Consider the following 23,800-nt stretch of genomic DNA (forward strand, 5'->3'; position numbering starts at 1 on the left):
GCTAGGGAGAATGGGTCATTGAGCGGTTCATCCATGAGTCGCCAAGGGCTGCGGAAATGAGAGTGATTATTAATAGGCAAAAGCCGCAGCACGGCAACCGGCAGGACATTCGTTTGCGCGGCTTTTTCTTTTGATTGCGCTACAGCGTGAGTTTCTGCGGCCTGCAGCGATGAGGCGTGGTCCGGGCTTTCGGCTAAAGGATAATCATTCTTAATTACAGGTAAGAAATTTCCTGCTAGCGTATGCCCCTCTTTTCCGGTTCACAGGGAGTCCGCCATGCTCAGCCCACACGCTGCGCCGCTACCGACCCAAAGGGATTTCACCCTCAATTTTCCCAACACTTTGAACACGGGTGCCGCCACCGTCGTGCCGGAAATCACCCTGTCCGCCGGGACTGTGTTGATGGACAGCCAGATGTGGATGCAAGAGCCGCTGTGGCAAGGTTTGAAGATCATCCTGGTGCTCAGCGGCCAGCTCAATTGCCGGGTCGAAGGCCAGCAGGAAGTGGAGATTCGCGGGCCGACCCTGTGCGCCGTGGCCAACCAGGGTGAACATTGTGGCGATCACCTGTTCGCCAGTGGTGTGCCGGTGCGCTACACCACCGTGCAGCTGGATTTCCCGTCGATCCGCAGCGTCGGCCTTGAGCCTGAGCGCCTGCTGGATAAACGCGGCGGCGGGCCGATGATGTTCTGCCAGCCCGCGAGCAAACCGTTGCTCGCCCTTGCCCAACAGATTTTCACCTGCCCGTTGCAGGGCCCTGCCCGCTCCTTCTATCTGGGCGGCAAGGCCCTGGAGCTGACAGCGCTGGGGGTGGAGGGAATTCTCGCGCAAACCGAGTCGCGCCCGGTGCAGGACGCCCATTGCAACTCAGCGGACATCGAACGCATTCATGCCGCCCGCGACCTGTTGCTCGGTTCGTTGCAGGCTTCGCCGTCATTGGCCGAGCTGTCTCGCGCAGTCGGCCTCAACCCGCGCAAATTGACCGCGGGCTTTCGTCAGGTATTCGGCACCAGTGTCTATGTGTACTTGCAGGAACAGCGCCTGGCCGAAGCCTATCGCCTGCTCGCCAGCGGTGAGACCAATGTGTCCAGCGCCGCGTACCGCGTGGGTTACAGCCCGGCGCATTTCTCCACGGCGTTTCGCAAGCGTTTCGGGGTTTCGCCCAAGGCGTTGCGCTGACGGGTTGTGAAAGTTCCGCCCTGCCCCGCAAACGAAAGAAATGATCGCTCGACCCAAAGCAATAGCCCTGCGTCACAACGCCTGGATGAGATACGTTTGCATTCGCATTGAACACCTCATCATGGAGTGAAGCATGGGCACCCGCGTTCTGTACCGAGACACCCCAGGTTTGCCAATCGATACCGCAGTCCCGCACTTGAAAACCAGTCGCAAGCCCTTGGCAACCCTGATCCATGGCGTTGCCCTGGGCCTGTCGCTGACCCAGATGAACCTTGTGCAGGCCGCCGAGGCGGACACCGATCACGCCCTGGTGCTCGACAGCAGCGTGGTCACCGGGACCCAAGCCGACAGCCCCACCGGACAACAGGCCGGCTACGTGGCCAAGCGTAGCCTCAGCGGGACCAAGACCGACACCGCGCTCAATGAAATCCCCCAGTCGATCTCCGTAGTGACCCGCGACCAGATGGACGCGCAGCAAGTGCAATCGGTGAGCGAAGCGTTGCGCTACACGGCCGGCGTGCAGGCCAACACTACCGCCGCCAGCCAGCGCTTCGACAACCTCTCGATTCGCGGCTTCGACGTGACCAGCACCGGCATGTTGCGCGACGGCTTACGTGGCACCACCACCCAGGCCTGGCCAAAAGCCGAAGCCTATGGCCTGGAACGCATCGACGTGCTCAAGGGCCCGGCCTCGGTGTTGTTCGGCCAGAACGCACCGGGCGGTGTGGTCAACCAGATCAGCAAGCGGCCACTGGACCAGTCGTTCCATGAAGTGCAGCTCCAGGGCGGCAGTTTCGACCGCGCCCAGGGCCAGTTCGACTTCAGCGGGCCACTGGATGACCAGAGGCAATTCCTCTATCGGCTGGTGGGCCTGGAGCGCAGCAGCGGCACCCAGTTCGATCACATCAAGGACGACAAAACCTTCATCGCGCCGTCGTTTACCTGGCGGCCGAACGACGACACCAGCCTGACCGTACTGGCCGATTACTCGGAGGATGAATTCGGCGCGCCCCGGGTGTTCCTGCCGACGGTGGGCACGCTCAAGCCGAACCCGAATGGCAAGGTCAAACACAACGTCTTTCTCGACGAACCCGGCCTGGACAACGGCCGCACGCAATACTCGCTGGGCTACCTGTTGGAGCACCGGATCAACGATGTGTGGAGCCTGAATTCCAGCGCACGTTATGGCCACGTCAACCTGCTGACCAACACCGCCAGCGGCATGTCCCTGGCGCCGGACCTGCGCACCTTGAACCGGTCGGCCTACCGCTTCCGCATCGTCGGCGACGTGTACTCCCTGGACAACAATGCCCAGGCCCGCTGGAACCTTGGCGAGGTGCAGATGGTGTCGCTGCTGGGGGTCGATTACCGGCGCACCCGTGAAGACTATTACCTCAACGGCGGCGCGGCATCTTCGATCGACATCTACAACCCGGTGCACGGGGGTGTGTTCGCGCCGAACACCCCGTTCGCCAGCACCTTGCAGCGCGCCGACCAGACCGGGCTCTACGCCCAGCAGCAGATGACGTTCAACGACCGTTGGGTACTGACCGTCGGCGGTCGCCAGGATCATTCGAGTGCGCGCACCGACAACCGCCTGACCGACACCGGGCAGAAGCAGGACGACAACAAGTTCACCTACCGTGCAGGCCTCGTTTACCTGGCCGACAACGGCCTGTCGCCGTACATCAGCTACGCCACCTCGTTCGACCCGGTGCTCGGCACTGATTTCTACGGCACCAGCTTCAAACCGAGCACCGCCAAGCAGTCGGAAGTCGGCATCAAGTACCAGCCGCCCGGGATCGACAGCTACATCACCCTGTCGCTGTTCGACCTGACCCAGCAGAACGTCAAGACCACCGACCCGAGCAACCCGCTGAACAGCGTGCAGACCGGTGAGGTCAACGTGCGCGGCGTGGAGCTGGAAGGCAAGGCCAGCCTCGCCAAGGGCCTGGACCTGCTGGCAACCCTGACCTACAACGACGCCGAAGTCAGCAAGAGCAACAACCCGCTGGAAAAAGGCAACCGCCCCACCGACACCCCGGAAAAAATGGCGTCGTTGTGGGCTGACTACACCCTGCCCTTTGGCCCGCTCACCGGGCTCGGATTTGGCGTCGGCGTACGCTATATCGGTTCCACCGAGGCCGATGCTGCCAACACTGTGAGCGTGCCCTCCTATACCTTGCTCGACGCGGCGGTGCACTACGATTTCGACAAGCTGATCCCGGCGGCCAAGGGCCTGCGCCTGGCGGTGAATGCCACCAACCTGACCGACAAGCACTATTACGAAGGCTGCTCCCTCTCCAGCTGCAGTGCCGGGTATGACCGCAGTGTCATCGCCAGCCTGCGCTATCGCTGGTAACTGCCATGCGTGGGTGGTGGCTTCGTGTGCATCGATGGCTGGCGCTGAGCGTCGGCCTGCTGCTGGCGCTGATTGGCTTGAGCGGTGCGCTGCTGGAACTCAAGGGGCCGATCCTGCGCTGGGAGGTCGGCAGCCAGGCCTTGGACCTGGCTCCGGTTGAACACGGCGCACTGCTGGATGACGCGCAGTGGATCAGCGCGGCACTGGGTGCCTACCCGCAATTTCAGAAAGTCTTTGGCGCCGCAAAACCGCGCCAGGGTTTCCTGGAATCGGACAACGCGATCGTCTTCGGAGCCCTGGAGGATCGGCCCGGCATCGGCATTGCGATGATCGATCCCTACAGTGCCGAGCCACGGGCATTTTTTGTGTTCGATGACCTGTGGCTGGCGAAGCTGGTGGCGCTGCACCGGGCACTGCTGTTGCCGCCGCCCATTGGCGCCGTCGCCCTGTTTGCCTGTGGCCTGGTGCTGCTGGGCTCGGTGGGCAGCGGCCTGTACCTGTGGTGGCCGGGGCGGCGCAGCTGGTGGAAAGCCGCCAGCTTGCGCCCGGGCAGCCAGGGCCTGCGCCGCCTGCGGGAATGGCACAACGTCGCAGCCGCCTGGCTGTGCCTGCCGTTGGCGGTGATTGCCGGCAGCGGCGCCTGGCTGGCCCGGCCCGACTGGTTCTTCGCCAACCCCGCCGCGATCAAACCGCTGTTCTCCGCCGCCCACGGCCACCTGTTGCTCGGGTTGCCCGGCGCGGCCCTGGCCTTTCTTTGCGGCCTGGCATTGCCGCTGCTCTATCTCACCGGGCTGTTGTTGTGGTGGCGCAAACGCGTCCGCCACGTGCGCCCAACTGTTCAAGGAAATTGTTCATGAAACACCCTCTGTTGTTGCAACGCGGCCTGCTGCTCGGTCTTGGCCTGTTAATGAGCGGCCTGGCCTGCGCCCACACCGTCACCGACCTGGCGGGGCGCAAGGTCGACGTACCGGACAAGGTCTCGCATATCCTGCTGGGTGAAGGCCGGATGATCTACTCGCTGTCGCTCCTTGAAGGCAAGAACCCGTTCACCCGCATCGCCGGCTGGCAAGGGGATTTTCGCGGCCTGGACGTGCAGGGTTACGCCGCGTTCCAGAAGCACTTTCCCGAAGCCGACAACGTACCGTTGGTAGGCGGCACCTCCGCCGAAACCTTCAGTGTGGAAAAGGCCCTGGCGGTACACCCGGACCTGGCGATCATGGCCTTGAGCGGCGGCCATGGCCCGAGCCCCGACAGCGAGGCGGTCAAGCAGCTGGAAGCGGCCGGCGTGGCGGTGATTTTCGTCGACTTCAGCGACCATCCGCTGAGCAACACGGTGCCGAGCATGCGCCTGCTGGGCAAGGCTCTGGACCGTAATCAACAAGCCGAGGACTACATCGCGTTTTACCAGGCCTCGCTGGCCAAGGTCACCGATACCCTGGCCAAGGCCGGGACGGTAAAACGGCCGAAGATCTTCATCGACATGCTCGCCGGCCTGCAGGATTGCTGTGGTTCGCCGGGCACCGGCAACTTCGGGGAAATGATCAAGCTCGCGGGTGGCCGGAACATCGCCGACGGGCGCATTCCCGGCCCGATCGGCACATTGAACGTCGAATACATTCTGTCCAGCGATCCGGATGTGTACGTCGCCACCGGCGTATTCGGCCACGGCCAGGGCGGTGTGACCCTCGGCTATTCGGCCACGCCGCAGCAGGCCAACGACAGCCTCAAGCAAGTGTCCCAGCGCGCGCCGCTGAATGAACTGTGGGCGGTACGTGAAGGCAACGTGCATGGCCTCTGGCATATTTTCTATGACTCGCCGGAACACTTGATCGCAGTGCAGGCCCTGGCCAAGTGGCTGCATCCTGAGTTGTTCGCCGACCTGGATCCGGAACAGACCCGAGCCGAATTGTACCGGCGCTTTATGCCAATTCCGGCCAGCGGCGTATTCACCACGAGCCTTGTGCCGTGACGCAGGTGCAAGCCTGTGCGAGCGCCGATGGCGCAGGTGAGCGCTATCGCCACCGCCATGGACGACGGGTATTGCTGTTGTCGGCGCTGGCGTTGGCATTGGTGGTTTCCCTGGCGGTGGACATCACCACCGGGCCTTCCGGCATGAGCCTGACGCGCCTGTTGCAAGTGCTGTGGGACCCGGCTTCGATGCCGCGGGTGGAGGCGGTGATCGTATGGAATGTGCGCCTGCCTTACGCGTTGATGGCGGTACTGGTGGGCGCGGCACTGGCCCTGGCCGGCGCCGAAATGCAGACGGTGCTGGATAACCCGCTGGCCAGCCCGTTCACCCTCGGCGTTTCCGCCGCCGCCGCCTTCGGTGCAGCCCTGGCCATTGTGCTCGGGATGGGCATTCCTGGCGTGCCGGCGCAGTACCTGATTTCGGCCAACGCCTTTCTGTTCGCACTGGCATCGGTGGCATTGCTGTATCTGTTGGCACGCTGGCGTGGGTTTGGTGTGGAGAGCCTGGTGCTGTTCGGGATTGCCCTGGTGTTTGCGTTCAATGCGCTGGTGGCACTGCTGCAGTTTGTGGCGAGCCAGGACAGCCTTCAGCAACTGGTGTTCTGGACCCTGGGCAGCCTGGCCCGGGCGTCCTGGGAAAAGCTCGCGATCCTCGCTGCGGCGTTGCTGCTGTGCCTGCCGTTTTCCCTGCGTCAGAGTTGGGCGTTGACTGCCCTGACCCTGGGCGAGGAACGCGCCCGCAGTTTCGGGATTGATGTCGGCCGCCTGCGGGTGCTGTCGTTGCTGCGCATCAGCCTGCTGTCGGCGCTGGCGGTTTCGTTTGTCGGCACTATCGGTTTTATCGGGCTGATTGCTCCGCATATCGCGCGGCTGTTGGTGGGTGAAGATCACCGCTTGTTCCTGCCAGCGAGCGTGCTCAGCGGTGGCTTGATCCTGTCGATGGCGTCGATTGCCAGCAAGGCATTGATGCCCGGCGTGTTGATTCCGGTGGGGATTGTCACCGCACTGGTGGGAATTCCGTTTTTCATGGCGATTGTGATGCGTAACCGCCGAGGTGCTCTGTGACCGGATTAAGCACACAAGCATTGAGCATGCACTACGGCAGTCGCAGCGTGCTGCAGGACATTCATCTGCCGGCGTTGCTGCCCGGCACCATCACCGCGCTGATCGGCCCCAACGCTGCCGGCAAGTCGACCTTGTTGCGTGGCATCGCCGGACTGCACAAGGCGCACGGCCAGATCTGGCTGGAGGGTGTCGATCTCAATCGCCTGCCGCAAGTCGAGCGCGCGCAACAAGTGGTGTACCTGCCTCAGAGCCTGCCGGAGCGTACGCGCCTGTGCGCCTTCGAAGCGGTACTGAGTGCGGCCATGGCCGGCCATCGCGGCGCGGGTTTTGCGCCTGGGCGGCCGAGCCCGACGGTGCTCAAGGGCGTGGAAAAAATCCTCGCCGACCTCGACCTGACCGCCCTCGCCGACCGCCCGATCGATGCACTTTCCGGTGGCCAGCGCCAACTGGTGGGCCTGGCCCAGGCCCTGGTGCGCCAGCCTCGGGTGTTGCTGCTGGACGAACCCACCAGCGCCCTGGACCTGTATCACCAGTGCCAGGTGGTGGAAGCCATCACCCAGGCCACCCGCGAACGCAACCTGATCACCCTGGTGGTGGTGCACGACATCAACCTCGCCCTGGGCTTCAGTGATCAGGTGGTGGTGTTGCACAACGGTCAGTTGGCCGCTGCCGGGCCACCGCAAGTGGTGATCAATCAGGCGTTGCTGAAAAACGTCTATGGTGTGAGTGGCCGCCTGGAACAGGTGCATGGCCGCCCGCTGGTGATGGTGGATGCACGACTGCCCTTTTCTCCTGCCCTTGGATAACCGATGAACAGCTCCCAAGACGCTGCACTCGCGACTTTGCACACTGACCGCCCATTCAACCTGAGGCCGCTGCTGTTGGCCAACATGGCCTGCACCATGGCGATGATGGCATTTGTCTCGCTGATTGGCCCGATCGCTCGGGTGCTTGGCCTGGCCACCTGGCAGGCAGGTGCGGCGGTCACCGTGTCCGGGGTGATCTGGATGCTTCTGGCTCGTCCATGGGGCCAGGCCAGTGACCGACTGGGCCGGCGCCGTGTGCTGCTGCTGGGCACCGGTGGTTTCACCCTGGCCTACTGGGCGCTGTGCGTGTTTATCGATGCGTCCCTGCAACTGCTGCCATCGGCCATGTTGGCGTTTATCGGGCTGATTCTGGGTCGTGGCCTGATCGGCGTGTTCTACGCTGCGATACCGGTGGGCGGCTATGCGCTGGTGGCCGACAACATTGAGCCTGAGCACCGCGCCAAGGCCATGGCTTCCCTGGGCGCCGCCAACGCCTGCGGCCTGGTGCTGGGCCCGGCGATTGCTGCGCTGTTGGCGCGTCACAGCCTGAGCCTGCCGTTTTATGCGATGGCGGTGTTACCGCTGTTGGGATTCTTGTTGCTGCTGGCCAAATTGCCGCGCCAGGAGCTGCACCTCAAGCAGCCGCCCAAGCCGGTCAACCTCTCGGACCCACGCCTGCGTCGACCGTTGGTGGTGGCGTTTGTCGCGATGCTGTGTGTGTCGATCGCGCAGATAACCGTGGGTTTTTTCGCGTTGGATCGCTTGAAGATGAACCCGGCCGATGCGGCACAAACTGCCGGTATCGCCCTGACCATGGTCGGGCTGGCGTTGATCTGTTCGCAACTGGTAGTGCGCAAACTGGAGTGGCCGCCGCTGCGGATGATTCGCATCGGTGCGGTGGTGTCAGCCCTGGGATTTGCCGGCAGCATGTTCGCTGATACGGCCTGGATCCTGTGGCTGTGCTTTTTTGTGTCCGCGGCCGGCATGGGCTGGATCTTCCCGTCTTTCGCGGCGCTGGCGGCGAATGCGGTGGATGCGTCGGAGCAAGGCGCCACGGCAGGTTCGGTGGGTGCGGCCCAAGGCCTGGGCGTGGTGGTCGGGCCGTTGGCCGGGACCTTGATCTACGCGATCGAACCTCGCCTGCCCTACTTGGTGGCGGCGGCGCTGCTGCTATTGATCGCGTGCTGGCCGGCGGCACGGCAACCAGGTAACACCCCAGGTTGAGCTACCTGTTATTTCTGACAGTAGACGTCCATCCCTGAAAAGCCTCTGATAAAGCGCGTGGCCACAGCATTAGCTGAGGCCACCTACCTTTTCTGGAGACAAGCACCATGAGCGACGACCTGAATGACTTGACGACATTTACTGACAGAAATTGGAATGGCTGGCACCCGGACCGCCCAGACACCGCAAAGCTTGAGCCACGGACGCCTGGGAACGATCACGAGTTCTACCTCACCAATGCATCCGATGCGGTTCATGAGATGGGTATCTCCAAGTCCTACTCATTCATAAAGGGCACTGAATACACAGTGATCTTTGAATACCGGACCCTATCGGAAACGGACATCATCGTGTTGGCGGGAGGCTTGGAGCAAGCATACGGGCCACATCCACCGTCTCCCGGCTGGACGCGCCTGACTGTCCCTCTTCCGTACGTGAAAGAGGACGGAGGCACTCACCCAATCTCAATCAGACTCTGGTCAAGAAGTGCAGGCAGCGAACCCCATCGCTACGACTTGGACAACATTCTTGTCAGGTCGATTCCGGATTAACCTGCAAGGTCACGGGCCCTACAAAATCCGATACAGCAAACGCTCGATCCGCACCCGGCTGACCCGGCGCAAGAACTTGCCGACGGCCGCCGGGTACTCCACCAGGGTTTCCAGCTGCTGGTAGCGTTCAATACGCGAGGTGTGCTGGAAAATCTCGGCAAGCTCGGTGCGCCGTGGCCCTACCCACTCACCCTTGGGATCATCGATCAGCAAGGCGTTTTCCAGGTCGAGGCGAAACGCTCGTGGGTTGATGTTGTTGCCGGTCAGCAAGGTGTAGCGCTGGTCGACCCACATGCCCTTGAGGTGGTAGGTGTTGTCGCCGTCGCGCCACAGGTGCAGGTTCAGCTGGCCGCTGTCGATCATGCGCTGGTGGCGCTTGGCGAAGCGACGCAGGCTGATTTCGTAGAGATACGGCAGCGCGGCGATGACCTTGAACGGCTCGCTCGGCGGGATGTAGAAGTCGTTGGCAGTCTTGTCGCCAACAATGATGTCAATCTTCACCCCGCGCGCCAGGGCGCGGTTGATTTCCCGGGTCACTGGCAGCGGCAGGTTGAAGTACGGCGTGCAGATGGTCAGCTGATGCTGGGCGCTGGCAATCAGCTCGCAGATCACCCGGCTCAGGGGGTTGTTCTTGCACACACCCAACAACGGACTGACCGTCAGGTTGCCGTTGGGCAACTGCCCCGCCGAGGTGTCATACACCGCGTGTTTCAGGCGGCTGCGCAGGTCGCCGATGTCGTTGCGCAGGCTGCGGGTGGTCGGCGGGTTGGGCAGGTCCAGGCGATGCACCGCCTTGGCGGCCACCAGGCCGTGCTCCACCAGGTGCTGCATCGAGTCGGCCAGCGCCTTGTTGTGGATCAGGTGATAACGGTCATAGCGGTACTTGTCGAACTTGTGCAGGTACACGTTATTCAGGCTGGCGCCGCTGTACAGCACGCTGTCATCGATCACGAAGCCCTTGAGGTGCAGCACGCCGAACAGTTCGCGGGTTTGCACCGGCACCCCATACACCGGCACTTCGGTGCTGTGGGACTGGGTCATTGCCTGGTACCAGGCGCTGTTGCCCGGCTGCTTGCCGGCGCCGATCAAACCGCGCTGGGCCCGTAGCGAGTCGACCACCACCACGATATCCAGCCCGGGCCGGGCGGCCTTGGCAGCGTGCAACGCGTCGTAGATCTCTTGCCCCGCCTCATCCTGCTGCAGGTACAACGCTACGATGTAGATGCGCTGGGTGGCCTGGGAAATTTTCTCCAGCAGGCAACGGCGGTACTCGGCGGCGCCGGACAGCACCTCGATCGCGTCGGGCGTGAGGGGAAAACCGCGCAGCTTGGGCAACAGGGAGCGTTTGAATAACGACGGCATAGGGCTCGCAATGGGTCGAATCCGAAGGACTCCAGAGCTTACACCATGGGCTGGCTCAGGTCTTCCCGCCCAGGGTTAAAAATAATTAATTGACCAAGGAGAACGATCGTTCTACTGTAATCTCCATGAACGATATCACTCGCGACATTATCCTCGACGTTACCGAAAAGTTGATCTACCGAAATGGCATCGCTGCCACCGGCATGGATCTTCTGGTGAAAACCGCCGGCGTCTCCAGAAAGAGCGTCTACCGCTACTTCGCCAACAAGGACGAACTGGTGATTGCCGCCCTGCAACGCCGCGACGAGCGCTGGATGCAGTGGCTGCGCAACGAAGTTGAACACCACTCCACCACAGGCGAGCGCCTGCTGGGTGTGTTCAGCGCGTTGAAAACCTGGTTCGGCTCCGACGACTTTCGCGGCTGCGCCTTCATCAACACCAGCGGCGAGACCGGCGACCCGCACAACCCGGTGCGCCAACTGGCCAAGGCCCATAAACAGAAACTGTTCGAGTACGCCCTCGAACTGTGTCAAGCACATGGCACCCCCGACCCGGAACGCCAGGCCGCGCACCTGCTGATCCTGATTGATGGCGCCATTACCGTTGCCCTGGTGATGGGCGACACCACCGCTGCCGATAATGCGCAATCCATGGCGCGAACCCTATTGCAACTTTGACCTGACTTTTAAACCTGTTAAGGAGCCGTCCCATGTCATCCAACGCAGAAATACGCCCGCCGTTGCCGCCATTCACCCGTGAATCGGCGATTGAAAAAGTTCGCCTGGCCGAAGACGGCTGGAACTCCCGGGACCCGCAACGGGTGTCCCTGGCCTATACCCTGGATACCCAATGGCGCAACCGCGCCGAGTTCGCCCACAACCGCGAAGAGGCCAAGGCCTTCCTGACCCGCAAATGGGCCAGAGAGCTGGATTATCGGTTGATCAAGGAGTTGTGGACATTTACCGGCAACCGCATTGCGGTGCGCTATGCCTATGAATGGCATGACGACTCCGGCAACTGGTTCCGCTCCTACGGCAACGAGAACTGGGAGTTTGACGAGAACGGCTTGATGGCGAACCGGTTTGCCTGCATCAACGACATGCCGATCAAGGAAAGCGAGCGCAAGTTCCACTGGCCGCTGGGGCGGCGTCCGGATGAGCATCCGGGGTTGTCGGAGCTTGGGTTGTAGGCTCGACGCTACACAACTGTGGGAGCGGGCTTGCTCGCGAAGGCAATGGCTCAGCCAACATCTCCAGCGACTGACCCACCGCTTTCGCGAGCAAGCCCGCTCCCACATTGGTATTTGCCGTATCCGTCAGTCCTGGTTCAAACCCACCCGATACAACACGCCGTTATCTTCATCCGTGAGCACATACAGGTAACCATCCGGGCCCTGGCGCACATCGCGGATCCGCGCTTTCAGGCCGCCCAGCAGTCGCTCTTCGTGGATGACCTTGTCCCCATCGAACTGCAAGCGAATCAACTCCTGGCTGACCAATGCCCCGATAAACACGTTGTGCTGCCAGGCCTTGGACCGGTCGGCGTCGTAGAACGCCATGCCGCTCACACCCGGGGATTTTTCCCAGACGTGGTGCGGTGCAACGGTGCCTTCGACCGTCTTGCCCTTGGCCTCGGGAATCGGCGTCAGGGAATAGTTGATGCCATGGGTCGCCAGCGGCCAGCCGTAGTTTTTCCCTCGTTCAATGATATTGATCTCATCCCCGCCACGCGGGCCATGTTCGTTTTCCCAGAGTGTGCCGCTCCACGGGTTCAGTGCCGCACCCTGGGGGTTACGCTGGCCGTAGGACCAGATTTCCGGCCTCACGCCTTCCTGGCCGACAAAGGGGTTGTCTTCCGGTATACGACCATCCGGGAAGATCCGCACCACCTTGCCTTGCAGCTTGTCGAGGTCCTGGGCGGTGGGCCGGTCGTTGTTTTCCCCAAGGGTCACGAACAGGTACCCATCGCGGTCAAACACCAGCCGCGAGCCGAAGTGGTTGCCCGTGGACAGCTTGGGCTCCTGACGCAGGATCACCTTGAAGTCTTGCAGGCCGCTCAGGTCATCGCTCAAGCGCCCACGCCCGACTGCGGTGCCTGCGGTGCCATTCGTGCCGCCGCCCTCGGCGTAGGACAGGTACACCAGGCGGTCCTCCTTGAAGTCCGGCGACAGCACCACGTCCAGCAGGCCGCCCTGCCCTTTGGCAAACACCTTCGGCACGCCACTCAGGGGCGCGGACAGTTTGCCGTCCGGGCTGACAAACCGCAGGTTGCCGGGACGTTCGGTGACCAGGAAGCCTTGCTTGTCCGGCAGGAACGCCACCGCCCACGGGTGATCGAGGCCCTTGGCAATCGGGGTGACGGTGATACTCCCTTGCTCGCTGGGAAACTGTTGGGTGGCGGCCGCCGAGACAGGCAGCGCCAGGGGCAGCAAGGCAGCGGCGCAGAAGGTCGCTAGAAGGGTTTTGCGTAACAGCATACGGTGGGTTTCCTTGTCGTCTTTACACACTCAATCGCCGCGATTGCCATTGGCGTCACGGGTGGGAGCCTTGGGCTGGATAGCCGGCGGGGTCTGCGCGCCGTCACGGCGCTGGACGCTGTTGCCGATACCGCCGTTTTGCAGGGTCGGCGGCCGCTGTGCCGGCGGAATATAGGTGCCTCGCGCTGCCGGCGCGTTGGGCTGGGTGCCCTGCATGCTGTTGGGATTGGCCTGGTGGATGGGGCCGTTGTAGGGGTTGTTGCTGCTGCCGGGCAGGTTTTGCGCCTGTGCCAACGAACTCAAGGCCAGGCCCAACGCCAATACGGCAAGGTTGCGCAAACGGGTGTTCATGACAAAGCCTCTCTGGGCGCAAGTAATACGTGCTTTCGATAACACGCTACGCCTTGGGTTCGGCTTTGGTAACTAAATAGTTTCTCATCAGGTGTAACACGATCTGTCTGAAACCCTGGTGCCAGCCGGCTGGCCAGGGAAACTTTTGCCGAATCCGCCCTGTCACCTGAAGACCACACACTTCAGGAATACCGACATGCCACGGGCTATCTGGAAAGGCGCAATCAGTTTTGGCTTGGTGCACATCCCCGTGTCACTGGTCTCGGCCACGTCCTCCCAGGGCGTCGACTTCGACTGGCTGGACAAACGCAGCATGGACCCGGTGGGTTACAAGCGCATCAACAAGACCACCTGCAAGGAAGTCACCAAGGAAAATATCGTCAAGGGCGTGGCCTACGAGAAAGGTCGCTACGTGATCCTCAGCGAAGACGAAATCCGCTCGGCCCACCCCAAGTCCACCCAGACCATCGAAATCATCGCGTTTGTGGCCAGCGACCAGATCCCGTTGCAGAACATCGACACGCCCTACTTCCTGGCCCCCGACAAGCGCGGCGGCAAGGTGTATGCCCTGCTGCGCGAAACCCTGAAGAAAACCCGCAAGGTCGCCCTGGCCAACGTGGTGCTGCACACCAAGCAGCACCTGGCGGCACTGATGCCGCTGGAGTCGGCGCTGGTGCTGGTGATGCTGCGCTGGCCTGCCGAAGTGCGTGGCCTGGACGAGTTGGAATTGGGCAGCGACGTGACCAAACCGACATTGGCCAAGGGCGAACTCGACATGGCCAAGCGTCTGGTGGAAGACATGAGCGCCGACTGGCAGCCGGACGAATACCGCGACAGCTTCCAGGAAAAGATCATGGCGCTGGTGGCGAAGAAGGCCAAGGCCGGCAAGATCGAAGACGTGGAATCCAGTGAAGGTGTGGATGAGCGCAAATCCGCGGACGTGATCGACCTGACGGAGTTGCTCAAGCGCAGCCTGGCCGGCAAGCCCGCGACCAAGGCTGCAGCCAAGAAACCTGCCGCGAAAAAGACCAGCAAGGCTTCATGAGGTAGACCGCCATGGCCAAGCCCCTGAGTGAATACAACGCCAAGCGCGACTTCGATGTGACCGCCGAACCCGCCGGCAGTGCGCCTCGCGCCAGGAACCGGGCGCATGCCCTGTCGTTCGTGATTCAAAAGCACGATGCGCGCAACCTGCATTATGACTTTCGCCTGGAGCTCGACGGCGTCCTCAAAAGCTGGGCGGTGCCCAAGGGCCCAAGCCTCGACCCGAGCCAGAAGCGCCTCGCGGTGCATGTGGAAGATCATCCATTGGGCTACGGCAGTTTCGAGGGCAGCATTCCGGCAGGCCAATACGGCGCTGGCGATGTGATCGTGTGGGATCGCGGTGTATGGCAGCCCCACGATGACCCGCACAAGGCCTACGCGGCCGGCAAGCTGAAGTTCAGCCTGATCGGCGAAAAACTGGCAGGCGACTGGACGCTGGTGCGCATCCGACTCAAGGGCAGCGGCGACAAGGAGCAGTGGTTGTTGATCAAGGAGAACGATCAGCAGGCACGCCCGGTGGCTGACTACGATGTGGTTCAGGCTGAACCGAAAAGCGTGCTGAGCGACGCAACGGTGGGGGCTGTGAAAAAGCCCGCAGCGCCGAAGAAAGCCAGGCGCAAGCCCTCAACCGACCTGCCCGATCAACTCGCGCCACAGCTGGCGACACTGGTGGACCGTGCACCGGAAGGCGATTGGGTGTACGAGATCAAATTCGACGGCTATCGCATCCTCGCGCGGATTCGCGATGGCGAAGTTCGGCTGTTCACCCGCAATGGCCATGACTGGACCGATCGCCTGCCACGCCAGGCCAAGGCCCTGGAAGCCCTGAAGCTCAAGGACAGTTGGCTCGACGGTGAGGTGGTCAGCCTGAACGCCGACGGGCTGCCGGATTTCCAGGCGCTGCAGAACGCCTTTGATATCGGCCGCAGCCTGGACATTGTCTATTACCTGTTCGATGCGCCGTTCCTCGACGGCCGCGACCAGCGCGAAGCCGCTGTCGAAGAGCGCCGCACCGCACTGAAGGACGCGGTTAGCCGCAGCAAGAGCAAGCTGCTGCGCTTCTCCGAGTCCTTTGCTGCCAACCAGCGGGATATCTTCGAGAGTGCCTGCGACCTGGCGCTGGAGGGCGTGATCGGCAAACGTGCCGGCAGCTCGTACGTTTCCAGGCGTAGCCCGGACTGGATCAAGCTCAAGTGCCGGCTGCGCCAGGAATTCGTGATCGTAGGGTTCACTCGCCCGCAAGGTTCGCGCAGCGGGTTTGGCGCGCTGTTGCTGGCGGTCAATGATGACAGCGGCCTGGTGTATGCCGGGCGCGTAGGTACCGGATTCGATCAGGCCGCGCTGAAAAAGATCAGTGCACAGTTGAAGGCGCTGGAACGCCAGACTTCACCGCTGGCCAAGCCCCTGACCAGTGCCCAGGCACGCGGCGTGCACTGGGTCGAGCCGCAGCTGGTGGGCGAAGTGCAATTTGCCGAATGGACCCGCGAAGGTGTGGTGCGCCAGGCGGCGTTTGTCGGGCTGCGCACCGACAAGCCGGCGGAGCAGATTGTGCATGAGCAGCCGCGGACGGCCAAATCGCTGAAGGAAAAACCCCGCAAAAAGACGGCGGGCACCGGCGCCGTGGCTGGGGTCAGGATTACCCATCCGGACCGAGTCATCGATGCCCAGAGCGCTACACAGAAACTGCAACTGGCACAGTTCTATGAGGGCATCAGCGAATGGCTCCTGCCCTTTCTGCGCAACCGGCCGGTATCCTTGCTCAGGGCACCGGAAGGCATTGCCGGCGAACAGTTTTTCCAGAAGCACTCCGAGCGCCTGGCGATCCCGAATATCAAGCAACTGGACCAGGCCCTGGACCCGGGCCATGCGCGGCTGATGGAAATCGACAGCCCGGCCGCGCTCATCGGTGCCGTGCAGATGGGTACCGTCGAGTTGCATACCTGGGGCGCTACCGCTGACAAGATTGAAGCCCCGGACCTCTTTGTGCTCGACCTCGACCCGGACCCGGCACTGCCGTGGAAAAGCATGCTTGAAGCGGCGCAACTGACCTTGTCGGTACTCGATGAACTGGGGCTTGAAGCGTTCGTCAAGACCAGCGGCGGCAAAGGCCTGCACCTGGTGGTGCCGCTGGCGCGCCGCGACGGCTGGGACTCGGTAAAAGCCTTCGCCAAGGCCATCGCCCAGTTCATGACGCTGCAGTTGCCTGAACGCTTTACCGCGACTTCGGGCCCGAAGAATCGCGTGGGCAAGATCTTCATCGACTACCTGCGCAACGCCCGGGGCGCCAGCACGGTAGCCGCCTACTCGGTGCGGGCGCGGCCCGGCCTGCCGGTATCGGTACCGGTGAGTCGTGATGAGTTGAAGAGTCTGCACAGCGCCCAACAATGGACGGTGGCTAACCTGCACGAGCGTTTGCAGGGTTTGAAGAAGGACCCGTGGGCGGGTTATGCCAATCGGCAGAAGATCAGCAAGAAGATGTGGGAGAAGCTGGGGGCGCATCCGCCAGGCTGATGCGCTCCGCTGCCCGGTTCAGATGAGGATGAAGATCGCGGCCAGGCCGGCAAAGATCGCCCATTTTTCCAGGTAGTAACGGGTGCGGTTGCGTTTCTTCAACTCCTTGCCCCGCAGGCGAATCTTGTACAGGCGGGTAAACGCACGGTTCAGGCCGCCGGTCTTGTCACCGGCATCGTTGGGCGAACCGGCCGCAGCCATCACGTTGCGGCTGAACCAACGGTTGAACGCGGCCGCCCAGCGATACTTCATCGGGCGTTCGATATCGCAGAACAGAATGATCCGGTTCTGCTCGGTGGTGTTTTCGGCGTAGTGGATAAAGGTCTCGTCAAACATCACCGGTTCACCGTCGCGCCAGTAGTAGTTTTCACCGTCCACGTTGATGTAGCAGCCCGGAGAGTTGGGCGTGTCCAGGCCCAGGTGGTAACGGTAGGAACCGGCATACGGGTCACGATGGCGTACCAGCTTTGAGCCCGGTGGCAGCTCGGCAAACATCGCGGCCTTGATCGAGCCGATGCTTTGCACCAGCTCGGTGGTGCGCGGGCACAGCTTCATCGCCGAAGGATGGCTGTCGCCGTACCACTTCAAATAGAAACGCTTCCAGCCCGACTTGAAGAACGAATTGAAACCCACGTCATTGTACTGGTCGGAGCGCTTGATCTCGCCTGCGCGCAGCAGGTTCTGGCCTTCCTCGCGGATCTCTTGCCAATGCTCCTGAAGCGGGCTCAGGTCGGGAAAGTCGCTGGGGGACAGGTACGGTCGGCTGGGCAGTTTGGAAAAGAGGTAGAGAAAGCAGTTCACCGGAGCCAGGAAGGTCGAGTGATCGCTGAGCTGGCGCCCCAGCTTGTGGCGCACCCGGCCACGCAGGTGGACATACGCAATAGAGGCAACGTAGAGAGCAACAATGATGAGTTTCAAGGTATTCGTCACAAGTCAGAAGAGAACAGGCTGCTCCCGCGTGCCCACAACGGCCGAGGATTGAAGATGCAGCACCTGAAATCACAATTCACAAAACCGGCAACACGAACGGCTGGGTGACAATCCGGTCGTGGCCATTGGCAGCTATTTTAGCCACACTTTGTAACCAAAGGTTAATCAAGATTTGTGAAAAGGTGTCCAGTGAGTATGCCAGGAAGAGCAGCAGCGGGCTTGCCGGGCGGCCTGCCCGCTGCTGAAGGCGTCAGATTTTCGGTTCGTCATCCTTGCGTGGACGCAGAGCAAGCCGATGTTCATCCAGCTGCGAGTAGGGTATGGCTTCGCGCCGTGCCAGGATGAAATGGCGGACCAGTGCAATCAGCATACCCAGAATCAACCCCGCAACCACGCTCAGCATTATCACAAGGCCTTTTTTAGGCTTGATCGGGCTGAGTGGCTCCTGGGCACGACGGTCAATGGTGACCAGTTTGAGGTCACTCATGTCGATATTGAGGCTCCGCAACCGCGCGACTTCCGCGCGTAACGGTTCAACATCCTGCAAGAAAATGTCTTCATTCCCGCGTTTTTTCAGGACCTCGACTTCTCGGTTGACCTCCAGCATCTGCAACTCTTTGCCAATCTGCGCAACGCGACCGTTAGTGAAGTCGTCGCTGGTGCGCGCCAGCAAGGCCGTACGTTCCGCCTCAAGCGCTTCTGTCCCGAGGAAGTACAGCGGGATTTTCTGATTATTGACCTCGGTGCGCATCATTTGATTGGAGCCGCCACGAGAGGCATCCGCCATGGATGACGGGGTAGTCGGCGTCTTGATGCCCATCGACTTGGCGATGGAGATGGCCTCGGCCAACTCCGCCAGTCGGTTCGTTCGCTCCATTTTCATCTGCAAGCGCAGGGCAACCAATTCGTCTTCCAATTGAGCGCGCTTGAGCCGGTCGGCCTCAAGCAGCTTGGCAATTTTCGACTCCTTATCGGTTTCGTAGTTGGAGCGCGCTGCGTCAATCTTGCCCTTGAGTTCGTTCAGGCGGTTATTGACGATCACTTTCAGGTCTGCACCCACTTGGGCGCGTTCCGACGCGATGGCGTAGTCCACAAAGCCGTTGAGAATGGCAACGCCGTCGATGTCTTTGGGGTATTGCAACTCAAGCCGGATATAACTGCTCAGGGAGTCGGCTTTTTTTGGATCCGGCAGAATAAGGTTGATCGAGTTTCGATTGAATGCTTCAAAACTCTGCTCCAGGCTTTGCCCGGTTTTCTGGAACGCCTTGAAAAGGTCCTCATGCGACTTGAAGAACCCCAGGCGGGCTTCGTAGGAGTCCAGTTGTGCGCCGACTTTATTCAGCGCGTCCGCCGGGGGCAACTTATAGACTTCGGAGCGGTTCAGTGCATCCAGTTCATTGATGGCTGCAGGGCGCAGCACACTGCTGACCTCATACTCCCGCGGTGCCAGAAATGCGTAGCCAGCGCCCAGGACTCCCGCGAGAATTGTACAACCCAGCACTAACTTCTTTTGTCGCCAGATACCATGACACAGTTCAAACAGATCAATTTCGTCCGATGCCGCATGAGCGTGGAGCCGAGGAGTTTTATTCAAAACTGATGCACCTTAAAAAATCGACAGTCAGCGGTCATACATATTCATCAAATACTGAATGACCGCTTGAAAATCAGGGACAACGCCCTGTACACAAGACACACACGGTCTACCGATGGTCATCCGACCACCTCGGTCACGGAAAAATCCCACATCACCGTAGATTGTTTTCGTTCAGATACCCAGGAGTCCCTACCCTGGTGCTGAGCGTAGACGAACTTGTAAAGAACCGTTTCCGAATCAACGCATAAAATGGCGCTAAATACCCGTGAATATTGGGAAAATTCGTACGCAACCTTGAGAAAACAGACAATTCTCACAAAATCGATTCAGCTCATCCGTCAGGCGCCTACACCCCAGGGCATTGACTGATCATTTTTCAACCAAAAAAAAGGAATTTGTATGACCTCTGTTTCAATTGATGACTTTGAGGCGCTCCAGGGCGCATGGGAGCAAACGGCACTGGAAGACAATGGCGCGCTCAATCCCACGGATGAACACAGCGCGCCAGGCGCGATCACGACAATCTCGGGCGATCAATTCCAGGTGGTGACGGTCGACGGCGAGGTTTTACTGGCAGGCAGCTTCACGCTCGATGCCAGCACGGCACCCAAAAGCATTACCTGGGTTGACTCGATGGGAGAGGATGCCGGCAAGCAGTTACCCGCGAGTTACCGGCTGGAAGGTGATCACTTCGTGTTTATTGCGGCAGATGAAGGCATGCCCCGCCCTACCCGCTTCAGTACCGGCCCAGGGCAAACCATGCGCACGTTCGTGCGCAAACCCTGACACGGAGATACATCCGTTCCTGCGACATGGTTTTCACATGGCCTTCACGTGTTGACCTATAGGGTGAAGGCTACCTACTCCAGTGAACACCTTGGCCCGTCTACCCCACGGGCCTTTTTTTGCCTGCACGGCAGCCAATCAGCACGGGCGCTTGATGGCGGTGAGGGTGTAGCACGGGGCAGTTGAGCGGGCTGGTTTTGATACCTGGGCTGACAGCATGTCCATTGCGTCTCCAATATGTTCCGGTCATTGCGACAAAAGAAGTCCGCCCTACACCGAAAGCCTCGCCATCCTTGAACCGGTAAAGAGCCTTCACTGTAGGGCGAACGGACGGAAAATAAGCCAGGCTTATTGGATGTTCAACTGTTAACAATAAAAAGCCCTGAAAAAGCCTCGATCAGCGCTATTTTTCGATGCAAATGGCTCCACTCTGTAAATGTTTTTGCTTGTATTGCCATACGAGTGCAACGCCGCCTTCAGAAACTATACCTTCACGCCATGGGTCACTACTGCTACCGACCTCTTGCCTGAAGACCGTGCCATGGCCACTCGCTCTGACCTGCGCAACACCCTGTCCCTGGACAGCCTGAACTTCTTCCTGGCGGACGTGCGTGACGGACTGGGGCCGTACCTGGCGATTTATCTGCTGGCCGTGCACCACTGGGACCCCGCCAGCATCGGCGTGGTCATGACCCTGGCCGGCATCGCGGCCCTGCTCACCCAGACCCCGGCCGGCGCATTGATTGACCGAACCCGCAGCAAACGGGCAGTGATCGTGATCGCCGCGCTGCTGGTGACTGCCAGTTGCCTGCTCCTGCCCTTCGTCAGCTCCTTCAGCCTGGTGGCGCTGACCCAGGCGGCCAGTGCAGCGGCGGCCTCGGTGTTTGCGCCGGCCATCTCGGCGATTTCCCTCGGGATCACCGGGCCGCGCGCTTTTACCCGGCGCACCGGCCGCAATGAAACCTTCAACCACGCCGGCAACGCGGTGGCGGCCCTGCTCGCTGGTGGGTTCGCCTACCTGTTCGGCCCGGTGGCGGTGTTCTATCTGATGGCAGTCATGGCTGCGGCGAGTGTCATCGCGGTCAGCTGCGTGTCAGCCCAGGCAATCGACCACGAAGTCGCACGGGGTTTCGACCCTGCGCATGGCACCGGCCATGAACAACCGTCGGGGCTGGCCGTGCTTCTGGCGAACAGGCCCTTGATGCTGTTTGCCATCTGCTGCGCGCTGTTTCACCTGGCCAATGCGGCCATGCTGCCGCTGGTCAGCCAGAAGCTGTCGCAGATCAACCTGCAGATGGCCACGCCGCTGACCTCGGCCTGCATCGTCGCGGCCCAGTTGGTGATGGTGCCGGTGGCCTGGCTGGTGGGCGTGAAGGCCGACGTGTGGGGGCGCAAGCCGTTGCTGCTCGCCGGTTTCATGATCCTGCCTCTACGGGGCGTGTTGTATACGCTGTCCAGTGATCCTTATTGGCTGGTGGCGGTGCAGATGCTTGACGGGGTCGGCGCCGGGGTGTTCGGCGCGCTGTTTCCGGTGATCGTCAAAGACCTCACCCAGGGCACCGGACGCTTCAATGTCAGCCTGGGCGCGCTGTCCACGGCATTCGGCCTCGGGGCGGCCTTGAGCAGCAGCCTGGCAGGTTTTGTCGTGCAGTGGGCGGGTTACAACGCCGCGTTCCTGACCCTGGCCGGCGTGGCGGCCGTCGCATTGGGGCTGGTGTGGGTGGCAATGCCGGAGACTCGGGCGAATCCATCCGTGCAGCGCCATACAACTCCCGCCTGACATATGCGACAATGCGCGCCAAATTCCAACATGCACCCATTTTTCTGCTCAGCGACTGGGCCCCAAGCCTTGATGTCGCTGCCGACGTATGCCCGTTGGCCTGGGCCACAAAATGGGCCCGGCTCAAATTAGCGCACTCCAAGCTATTGATAGGTAAAGTAATTGATCTCCACAGCTAACATCACCATGCAGTTCGGCGCCAAGCCGCTATTTGAGAACGTTTCGGTCAAGTTCGGCGCAGGCAACCGTTATGGCCTGATCGGTGCCAACGGTTGCGGCAAGTCGACTTTCATGAAAATCCTCGGTGGCGACCTCGACCCGTCGGGCGGCCAGGTCATGCTGGAGCCGAACGTGCGCCTGGGTAAACTGCGCCAGGACCAGTTCGCCTACGAGGAATTCACCGTGCTCGACACCGTGATCATGGGTCACGAAGAGCTGTGGAAGGTCAAGGCCGAGCGCGACCGCATCTACTCGCTGCCGGAAATGACCGAAGACGACGGCATGGCCGTGGCCGAGCTGGAAACCGACTTCGCCGAGATGGACGGCTACACCGCCGAATCCCGCGCCGGTGAGTTGCTGCTGGGCCTGGGTATCGGCATCGAGCAGCACAACGGCCCGATGAGTGAAGTGTCACCAGGCTGGAAGCTGCGTGTATTGCTGGCCCAGGCGCTGTTTTCCGATCCGGAAGTGTTGCTGCTCGACGAGCCGACCAACCACCTGGACATCAACACCATCCGCTGGCTGGAAAACATCCTGACCCAGCGTAACAGCCTGATGATCATCATCTCTCACGACCGTCACTTCCTGAACAGCGTCTGCACCCACATGGCCGACCTGGACTACGGCGAGCTGCGCCTGTTCCCGGGCAACTACGACGAATACATGACCGTGGCGACCCAGTCCCGCGAGCAGTTGCTGTCGGACAACGCCAAGAAGAAAGCGCAGATCTCCGAGCTGCAATCCTTCGTCAGCCGCTTCTCGGCCAACGCCTCGAAAGCCAAGCAGGCCACTTCCCGTGCCAAGGCGATCGACAAGATCCAGCTGGCCGAAGTCAAGCCATCGAGCCGCGTCAGCCCGTTCATCCGCTTCGACCAGACCAAGAAGCTGCACCGCCAGGCGGTCATCGTCGATCGCATGGCCAAGGGCTTTGACGGCAAGACGCTGTTCAAGGACTTCAGCTTCCAGGTTGAAGCCGGCGAGCGCGTGGCGATCATTGGCCCGAACGGTATCGGCAAGACCACCCTGCTGCGTACCCTGGTCAACGAACTGACCCCGGATGCCGGTACGGTCAAGTGGACCGACGCGGCTGAACTGGGCTATTACGCCCAGGACCATGCTTCGGACTTCGAAGACGAGTCCAACCTGTTCGACTGGATGGGCCGCTGGACCAAGGAAGGCGAGCAAGTGGTTCGCGGTACCCTGGGCCGCATGCTGTTCTCCAACGACGAGATCCTGAAGTCGGTGAAGGTGATTTCCGGTGGCGAGCAAGGTCGCATGCTGTTCGGCAAGCTGATCCTGCAAAAGCCGAACGTGCTGATCATGGACGAGCCGACCAACCACTTGGACATGGAGTCCATCGAGGCGCTGAACCTGGCGTTGGAGAACTACCCGGGTACGCTGATCTTTGTCAGCCATGACCGGGAGTTTGTGTCGTCCCTGGCCACCCGCATCATCGAGCTGAGCCCGAGTGGGGTGATCGACTTCAGCGGGACTTATGACGATTACCTGCGCAGTCAGGGTGTGGTTTTCTAAGAGCCGCCGGTAGTTTGAAATGCGAAAGCCCCGTCCAGTGTGATGGGGCTTTTTTT

The 23,800-nt window shown here is 61.2% G+C and carries 20 protein-coding genes; 15 read left to right on the plus strand and 5 right to left on the minus strand.

The genetic code is table 11. The features are described from left to right. Positions 1-276 precede the first annotated feature (276 nt). From V6607_RS17145 to V6607_RS17180, 8 genes are all read left to right on the plus strand, one after another. Positions 277-1,179, plus strand: coding sequence for an AraC family transcriptional regulator (locus V6607_RS17145; RefSeq protein ID WP_003218429.1), 903 nt, complete (start codon positions 277-279; stop codon positions 1,177-1,179). 133 nt (positions 1,180-1,312) lie between these two features. Further along, positions 1,313-3,541: a TonB-dependent siderophore receptor gene (locus V6607_RS17150; protein WP_003218431.1), complete on the plus strand. Its 2,229-nt coding sequence runs from the start codon at positions 1,313-1,315 to the stop codon at positions 3,539-3,541. 5 nt (positions 3,542-3,546) lie between these two features. Further along, positions 3,547-4,398 (plus strand): PepSY-associated TM helix domain-containing protein, encoded by an 852-nt coding sequence (locus V6607_RS17155; protein ID WP_003218433.1) that lies wholly within the window; start codon positions 3,547-3,549, stop codon positions 4,396-4,398. Continuing rightward, on the plus strand, positions 4,395-5,510 hold the full coding sequence (locus tag V6607_RS17160; RefSeq protein ID WP_134326689.1) for an ABC transporter substrate-binding protein: 1,116 nt from the start codon (positions 4,395-4,397) through the stop codon (positions 5,508-5,510). Before V6607_RS17155 ends, V6607_RS17160 begins: the two co-directional genes overlap by 4 nt. Before the next feature lie 5 nt (positions 5,511-5,515). Then, a complete protein-coding gene (locus V6607_RS17165) occupies positions 5,516-6,574 on the plus strand; it encodes an iron ABC transporter permease (RefSeq protein WP_158213530.1) in 1,059 nt (352 codons plus the stop codon). 26 nt (positions 6,575-6,600) lie between these two features. Next, entirely contained in the window at positions 6,601-7,380 is a 780-nt protein-coding gene (locus V6607_RS17170; protein WP_003218440.1) for an ABC transporter ATP-binding protein, read from the plus strand. A 3-nt stretch (positions 7,381-7,383) separates the two neighbouring features. After that, positions 7,384-8,604, plus strand: a complete 1,221-nt coding sequence (locus tag V6607_RS17175) for an MFS transporter (protein ID WP_003218442.1) — start codon at positions 7,384-7,386, stop codon at positions 8,602-8,604. 107 nt (positions 8,605-8,711) lie between these two features. Next, positions 8,712-9,155: a hypothetical protein gene (locus tag V6607_RS17180; protein ID WP_008436193.1), complete on the plus strand. Its 444-nt coding sequence runs from the start codon at positions 8,712-8,714 to the stop codon at positions 9,153-9,155. A gap of 18 nt (positions 9,156-9,173) precedes the next feature. Here the strand turns inward: V6607_RS17180 and pssA are convergent, their stop codons facing one another. Then, the gene (gene pssA / locus V6607_RS17185) at positions 9,174-10,517 is read right to left on the minus strand and encodes a CDP-diacylglycerol--serine O-phosphatidyltransferase (RefSeq protein WP_102604991.1); all 1,344 of its coding nucleotides are present in this window, start codon (positions 10,515-10,517) and stop codon (positions 9,174-9,176) included. A 125-nt stretch (positions 10,518-10,642) separates the two neighbouring features. Between pssA and V6607_RS17190 the strand changes: the two genes are divergently transcribed. Both V6607_RS17190 and V6607_RS17195 read left to right on the plus strand, forming a co-directional pair. Beyond that, on the plus strand, positions 10,643-11,194 hold the full coding sequence (locus V6607_RS17190) for a TetR/AcrR family transcriptional regulator (RefSeq protein ID WP_134326690.1): 552 nt from the start codon (positions 10,643-10,645) through the stop codon (positions 11,192-11,194). A gap of 32 nt (positions 11,195-11,226) precedes the next feature. After that, positions 11,227-11,706: a nuclear transport factor 2 family protein gene (locus tag V6607_RS17195; protein ID WP_134326691.1), complete on the plus strand. Its 480-nt coding sequence runs from the start codon at positions 11,227-11,229 to the stop codon at positions 11,704-11,706. 126 nt (positions 11,707-11,832) lie between these two features. Here V6607_RS17195 and V6607_RS17200 read toward each other — a convergent pair whose 3' ends face one another. Together V6607_RS17200 and V6607_RS17205 are read right to left on the minus strand one after the other, a co-directional pair. Beyond that, positions 11,833-12,993, minus strand: a complete 1,161-nt coding sequence (locus V6607_RS17200) for a PQQ-dependent sugar dehydrogenase (RefSeq protein WP_134326692.1) — start codon at positions 12,991-12,993, stop codon at positions 11,833-11,835. A gap of 30 nt (positions 12,994-13,023) precedes the next feature. After that, positions 13,024-13,344 (minus strand): hypothetical protein, encoded by a 321-nt coding sequence (locus V6607_RS17205; protein ID WP_087692672.1) that lies wholly within the window; start codon positions 13,342-13,344, stop codon positions 13,024-13,026. A gap of 196 nt (positions 13,345-13,540) precedes the next feature. Here V6607_RS17205 and V6607_RS17210 point away from each other — a divergent pair, with 196 nt between their 5' ends. Further along, positions 13,541-14,389 (plus strand): Ku protein, encoded by an 849-nt coding sequence (locus V6607_RS17210; protein ID WP_134326693.1) that lies wholly within the window; start codon positions 13,541-13,543, stop codon positions 14,387-14,389. Positions 14,390-14,400: 11 nt separating this feature from the next. Then, complete coding sequence (gene ligD, locus V6607_RS17215; protein ID WP_134326694.1) at positions 14,401-16,899, plus strand: DNA ligase D; 2,499 nt, start codon at positions 14,401-14,403, stop codon at positions 16,897-16,899. Between the two features lie 18 nt (positions 16,900-16,917). Here ligD and lpxO read toward each other — a convergent pair whose 3' ends face one another. Both lpxO and V6607_RS17225 read right to left on the minus strand, forming a co-directional pair. Beyond that, positions 16,918-17,817 carry a lipid A hydroxylase LpxO gene (gene lpxO / locus V6607_RS17220; protein ID WP_008436177.1) on the minus strand — a complete coding sequence of 300 codons (900 nt, stop codon included), beginning with the start codon at positions 17,815-17,817 and terminating at the stop codon, positions 16,918-16,920. Positions 17,818-18,079: 262 nt separating this feature from the next. Then, positions 18,080-19,423 carry a Wzz/FepE/Etk N-terminal domain-containing protein gene (locus V6607_RS17225; protein ID WP_043224670.1) on the minus strand — a complete coding sequence of 448 codons (1,344 nt, stop codon included), beginning with the start codon at positions 19,421-19,423 and terminating at the stop codon, positions 18,080-18,082. Between the two features lie 402 nt (positions 19,424-19,825). Here V6607_RS17225 and V6607_RS17230 point away from each other — a divergent pair, with 402 nt between their 5' ends. The 3 genes from V6607_RS17230 to V6607_RS17240 all read left to right on the plus strand — a co-directional run bounded on the left by V6607_RS17230 (position 19,826) and on the right by V6607_RS17240 (position 23,744). Then, positions 19,826-20,212 carry a TIGR03067 domain-containing protein gene (locus V6607_RS17230; RefSeq protein WP_134326695.1) on the plus strand — a complete coding sequence of 129 codons (387 nt, stop codon included), beginning with the start codon at positions 19,826-19,828 and terminating at the stop codon, positions 20,210-20,212. A 541-nt stretch (positions 20,213-20,753) separates the two neighbouring features. After that, complete coding sequence (locus tag V6607_RS17235) at positions 20,754-21,992, plus strand: MFS transporter (protein ID WP_087692676.1); 1,239 nt, start codon at positions 20,754-20,756, stop codon at positions 21,990-21,992. Positions 21,993-22,154: 162 nt separating this feature from the next. Beyond that, positions 22,155-23,744, plus strand: a complete 1,590-nt coding sequence (locus V6607_RS17240) for an ABC-F family ATPase (protein ID WP_008436174.1) — start codon at positions 22,155-22,157, stop codon at positions 23,742-23,744. Positions 23,745-23,800 lie beyond the last annotated feature (56 nt).

The organism is Pseudomonas sp. KK18 (genome assembly GCF_037094675.1).
Classification (GTDB): Bacteria; Pseudomonadota; Gammaproteobacteria; order Pseudomonadales; family Pseudomonadaceae; genus Aquipseudomonas.

Coding starts and splice junctions, on each gene's coding strand:
- V6607_RS17145 (WP_003218429.1), top strand. CDS start 277: ATGCTCAGCCCACACGCTGCGCCGCTACCGACCCAAAGGGATTTCACC.
- V6607_RS17150 (WP_003218431.1), top strand. CDS start 1,313: ATGGGCACCCGCGTTCTGTACCGAGACACCCCAGGTTTGCCAATCGAT.
- V6607_RS17155 (WP_003218433.1), top strand. CDS start 3,547: ATGCGTGGGTGGTGGCTTCGTGTGCATCGATGGCTGGCGCTGAGCGTC.
- V6607_RS17160 (WP_134326689.1), top strand. CDS start 4,395: ATGAAACACCCTCTGTTGTTGCAACGCGGCCTGCTGCTCGGTCTTGGC.
- V6607_RS17170 (WP_003218440.1), top strand. CDS start 6,601: ATGCACTACGGCAGTCGCAGCGTGCTGCAGGACATTCATCTGCCGGCG.
- V6607_RS17175 (WP_003218442.1), top strand. CDS start 7,384: ATGAACAGCTCCCAAGACGCTGCACTCGCGACTTTGCACACTGACCGC.
- V6607_RS17180 (WP_008436193.1), top strand. CDS start 8,712: ATGAGCGACGACCTGAATGACTTGACGACATTTACTGACAGAAATTGG.
- pssA (WP_102604991.1), bottom strand. CDS start 10,517: ATGCCGTCGTTATTCAAACGCTCCCTGTTGCCCAAGCTGCGCGGTTTT.
- V6607_RS17190 (WP_134326690.1), top strand. CDS start 10,643: ATGAACGATATCACTCGCGACATTATCCTCGACGTTACCGAAAAGTTG.
- V6607_RS17195 (WP_134326691.1), top strand. CDS start 11,227: ATGTCATCCAACGCAGAAATACGCCCGCCGTTGCCGCCATTCACCCGT.
- V6607_RS17200 (WP_134326692.1), bottom strand. CDS start 12,993: ATGCTGTTACGCAAAACCCTTCTAGCGACCTTCTGCGCCGCTGCCTTG.
- V6607_RS17205 (WP_087692672.1), bottom strand. CDS start 13,344: ATGAACACCCGTTTGCGCAACCTTGCCGTATTGGCGTTGGGCCTGGCC.
- V6607_RS17210 (WP_134326693.1), top strand. CDS start 13,541: ATGCCACGGGCTATCTGGAAAGGCGCAATCAGTTTTGGCTTGGTGCAC.
- ligD (WP_134326694.1), top strand. CDS start 14,401: ATGGCCAAGCCCCTGAGTGAATACAACGCCAAGCGCGACTTCGATGTG.
- V6607_RS17230 (WP_134326695.1), top strand. CDS start 19,826: ATGACCTCTGTTTCAATTGATGACTTTGAGGCGCTCCAGGGCGCATGG.
- V6607_RS17235 (WP_087692676.1), top strand. CDS start 20,754: ATGGCCACTCGCTCTGACCTGCGCAACACCCTGTCCCTGGACAGCCTG.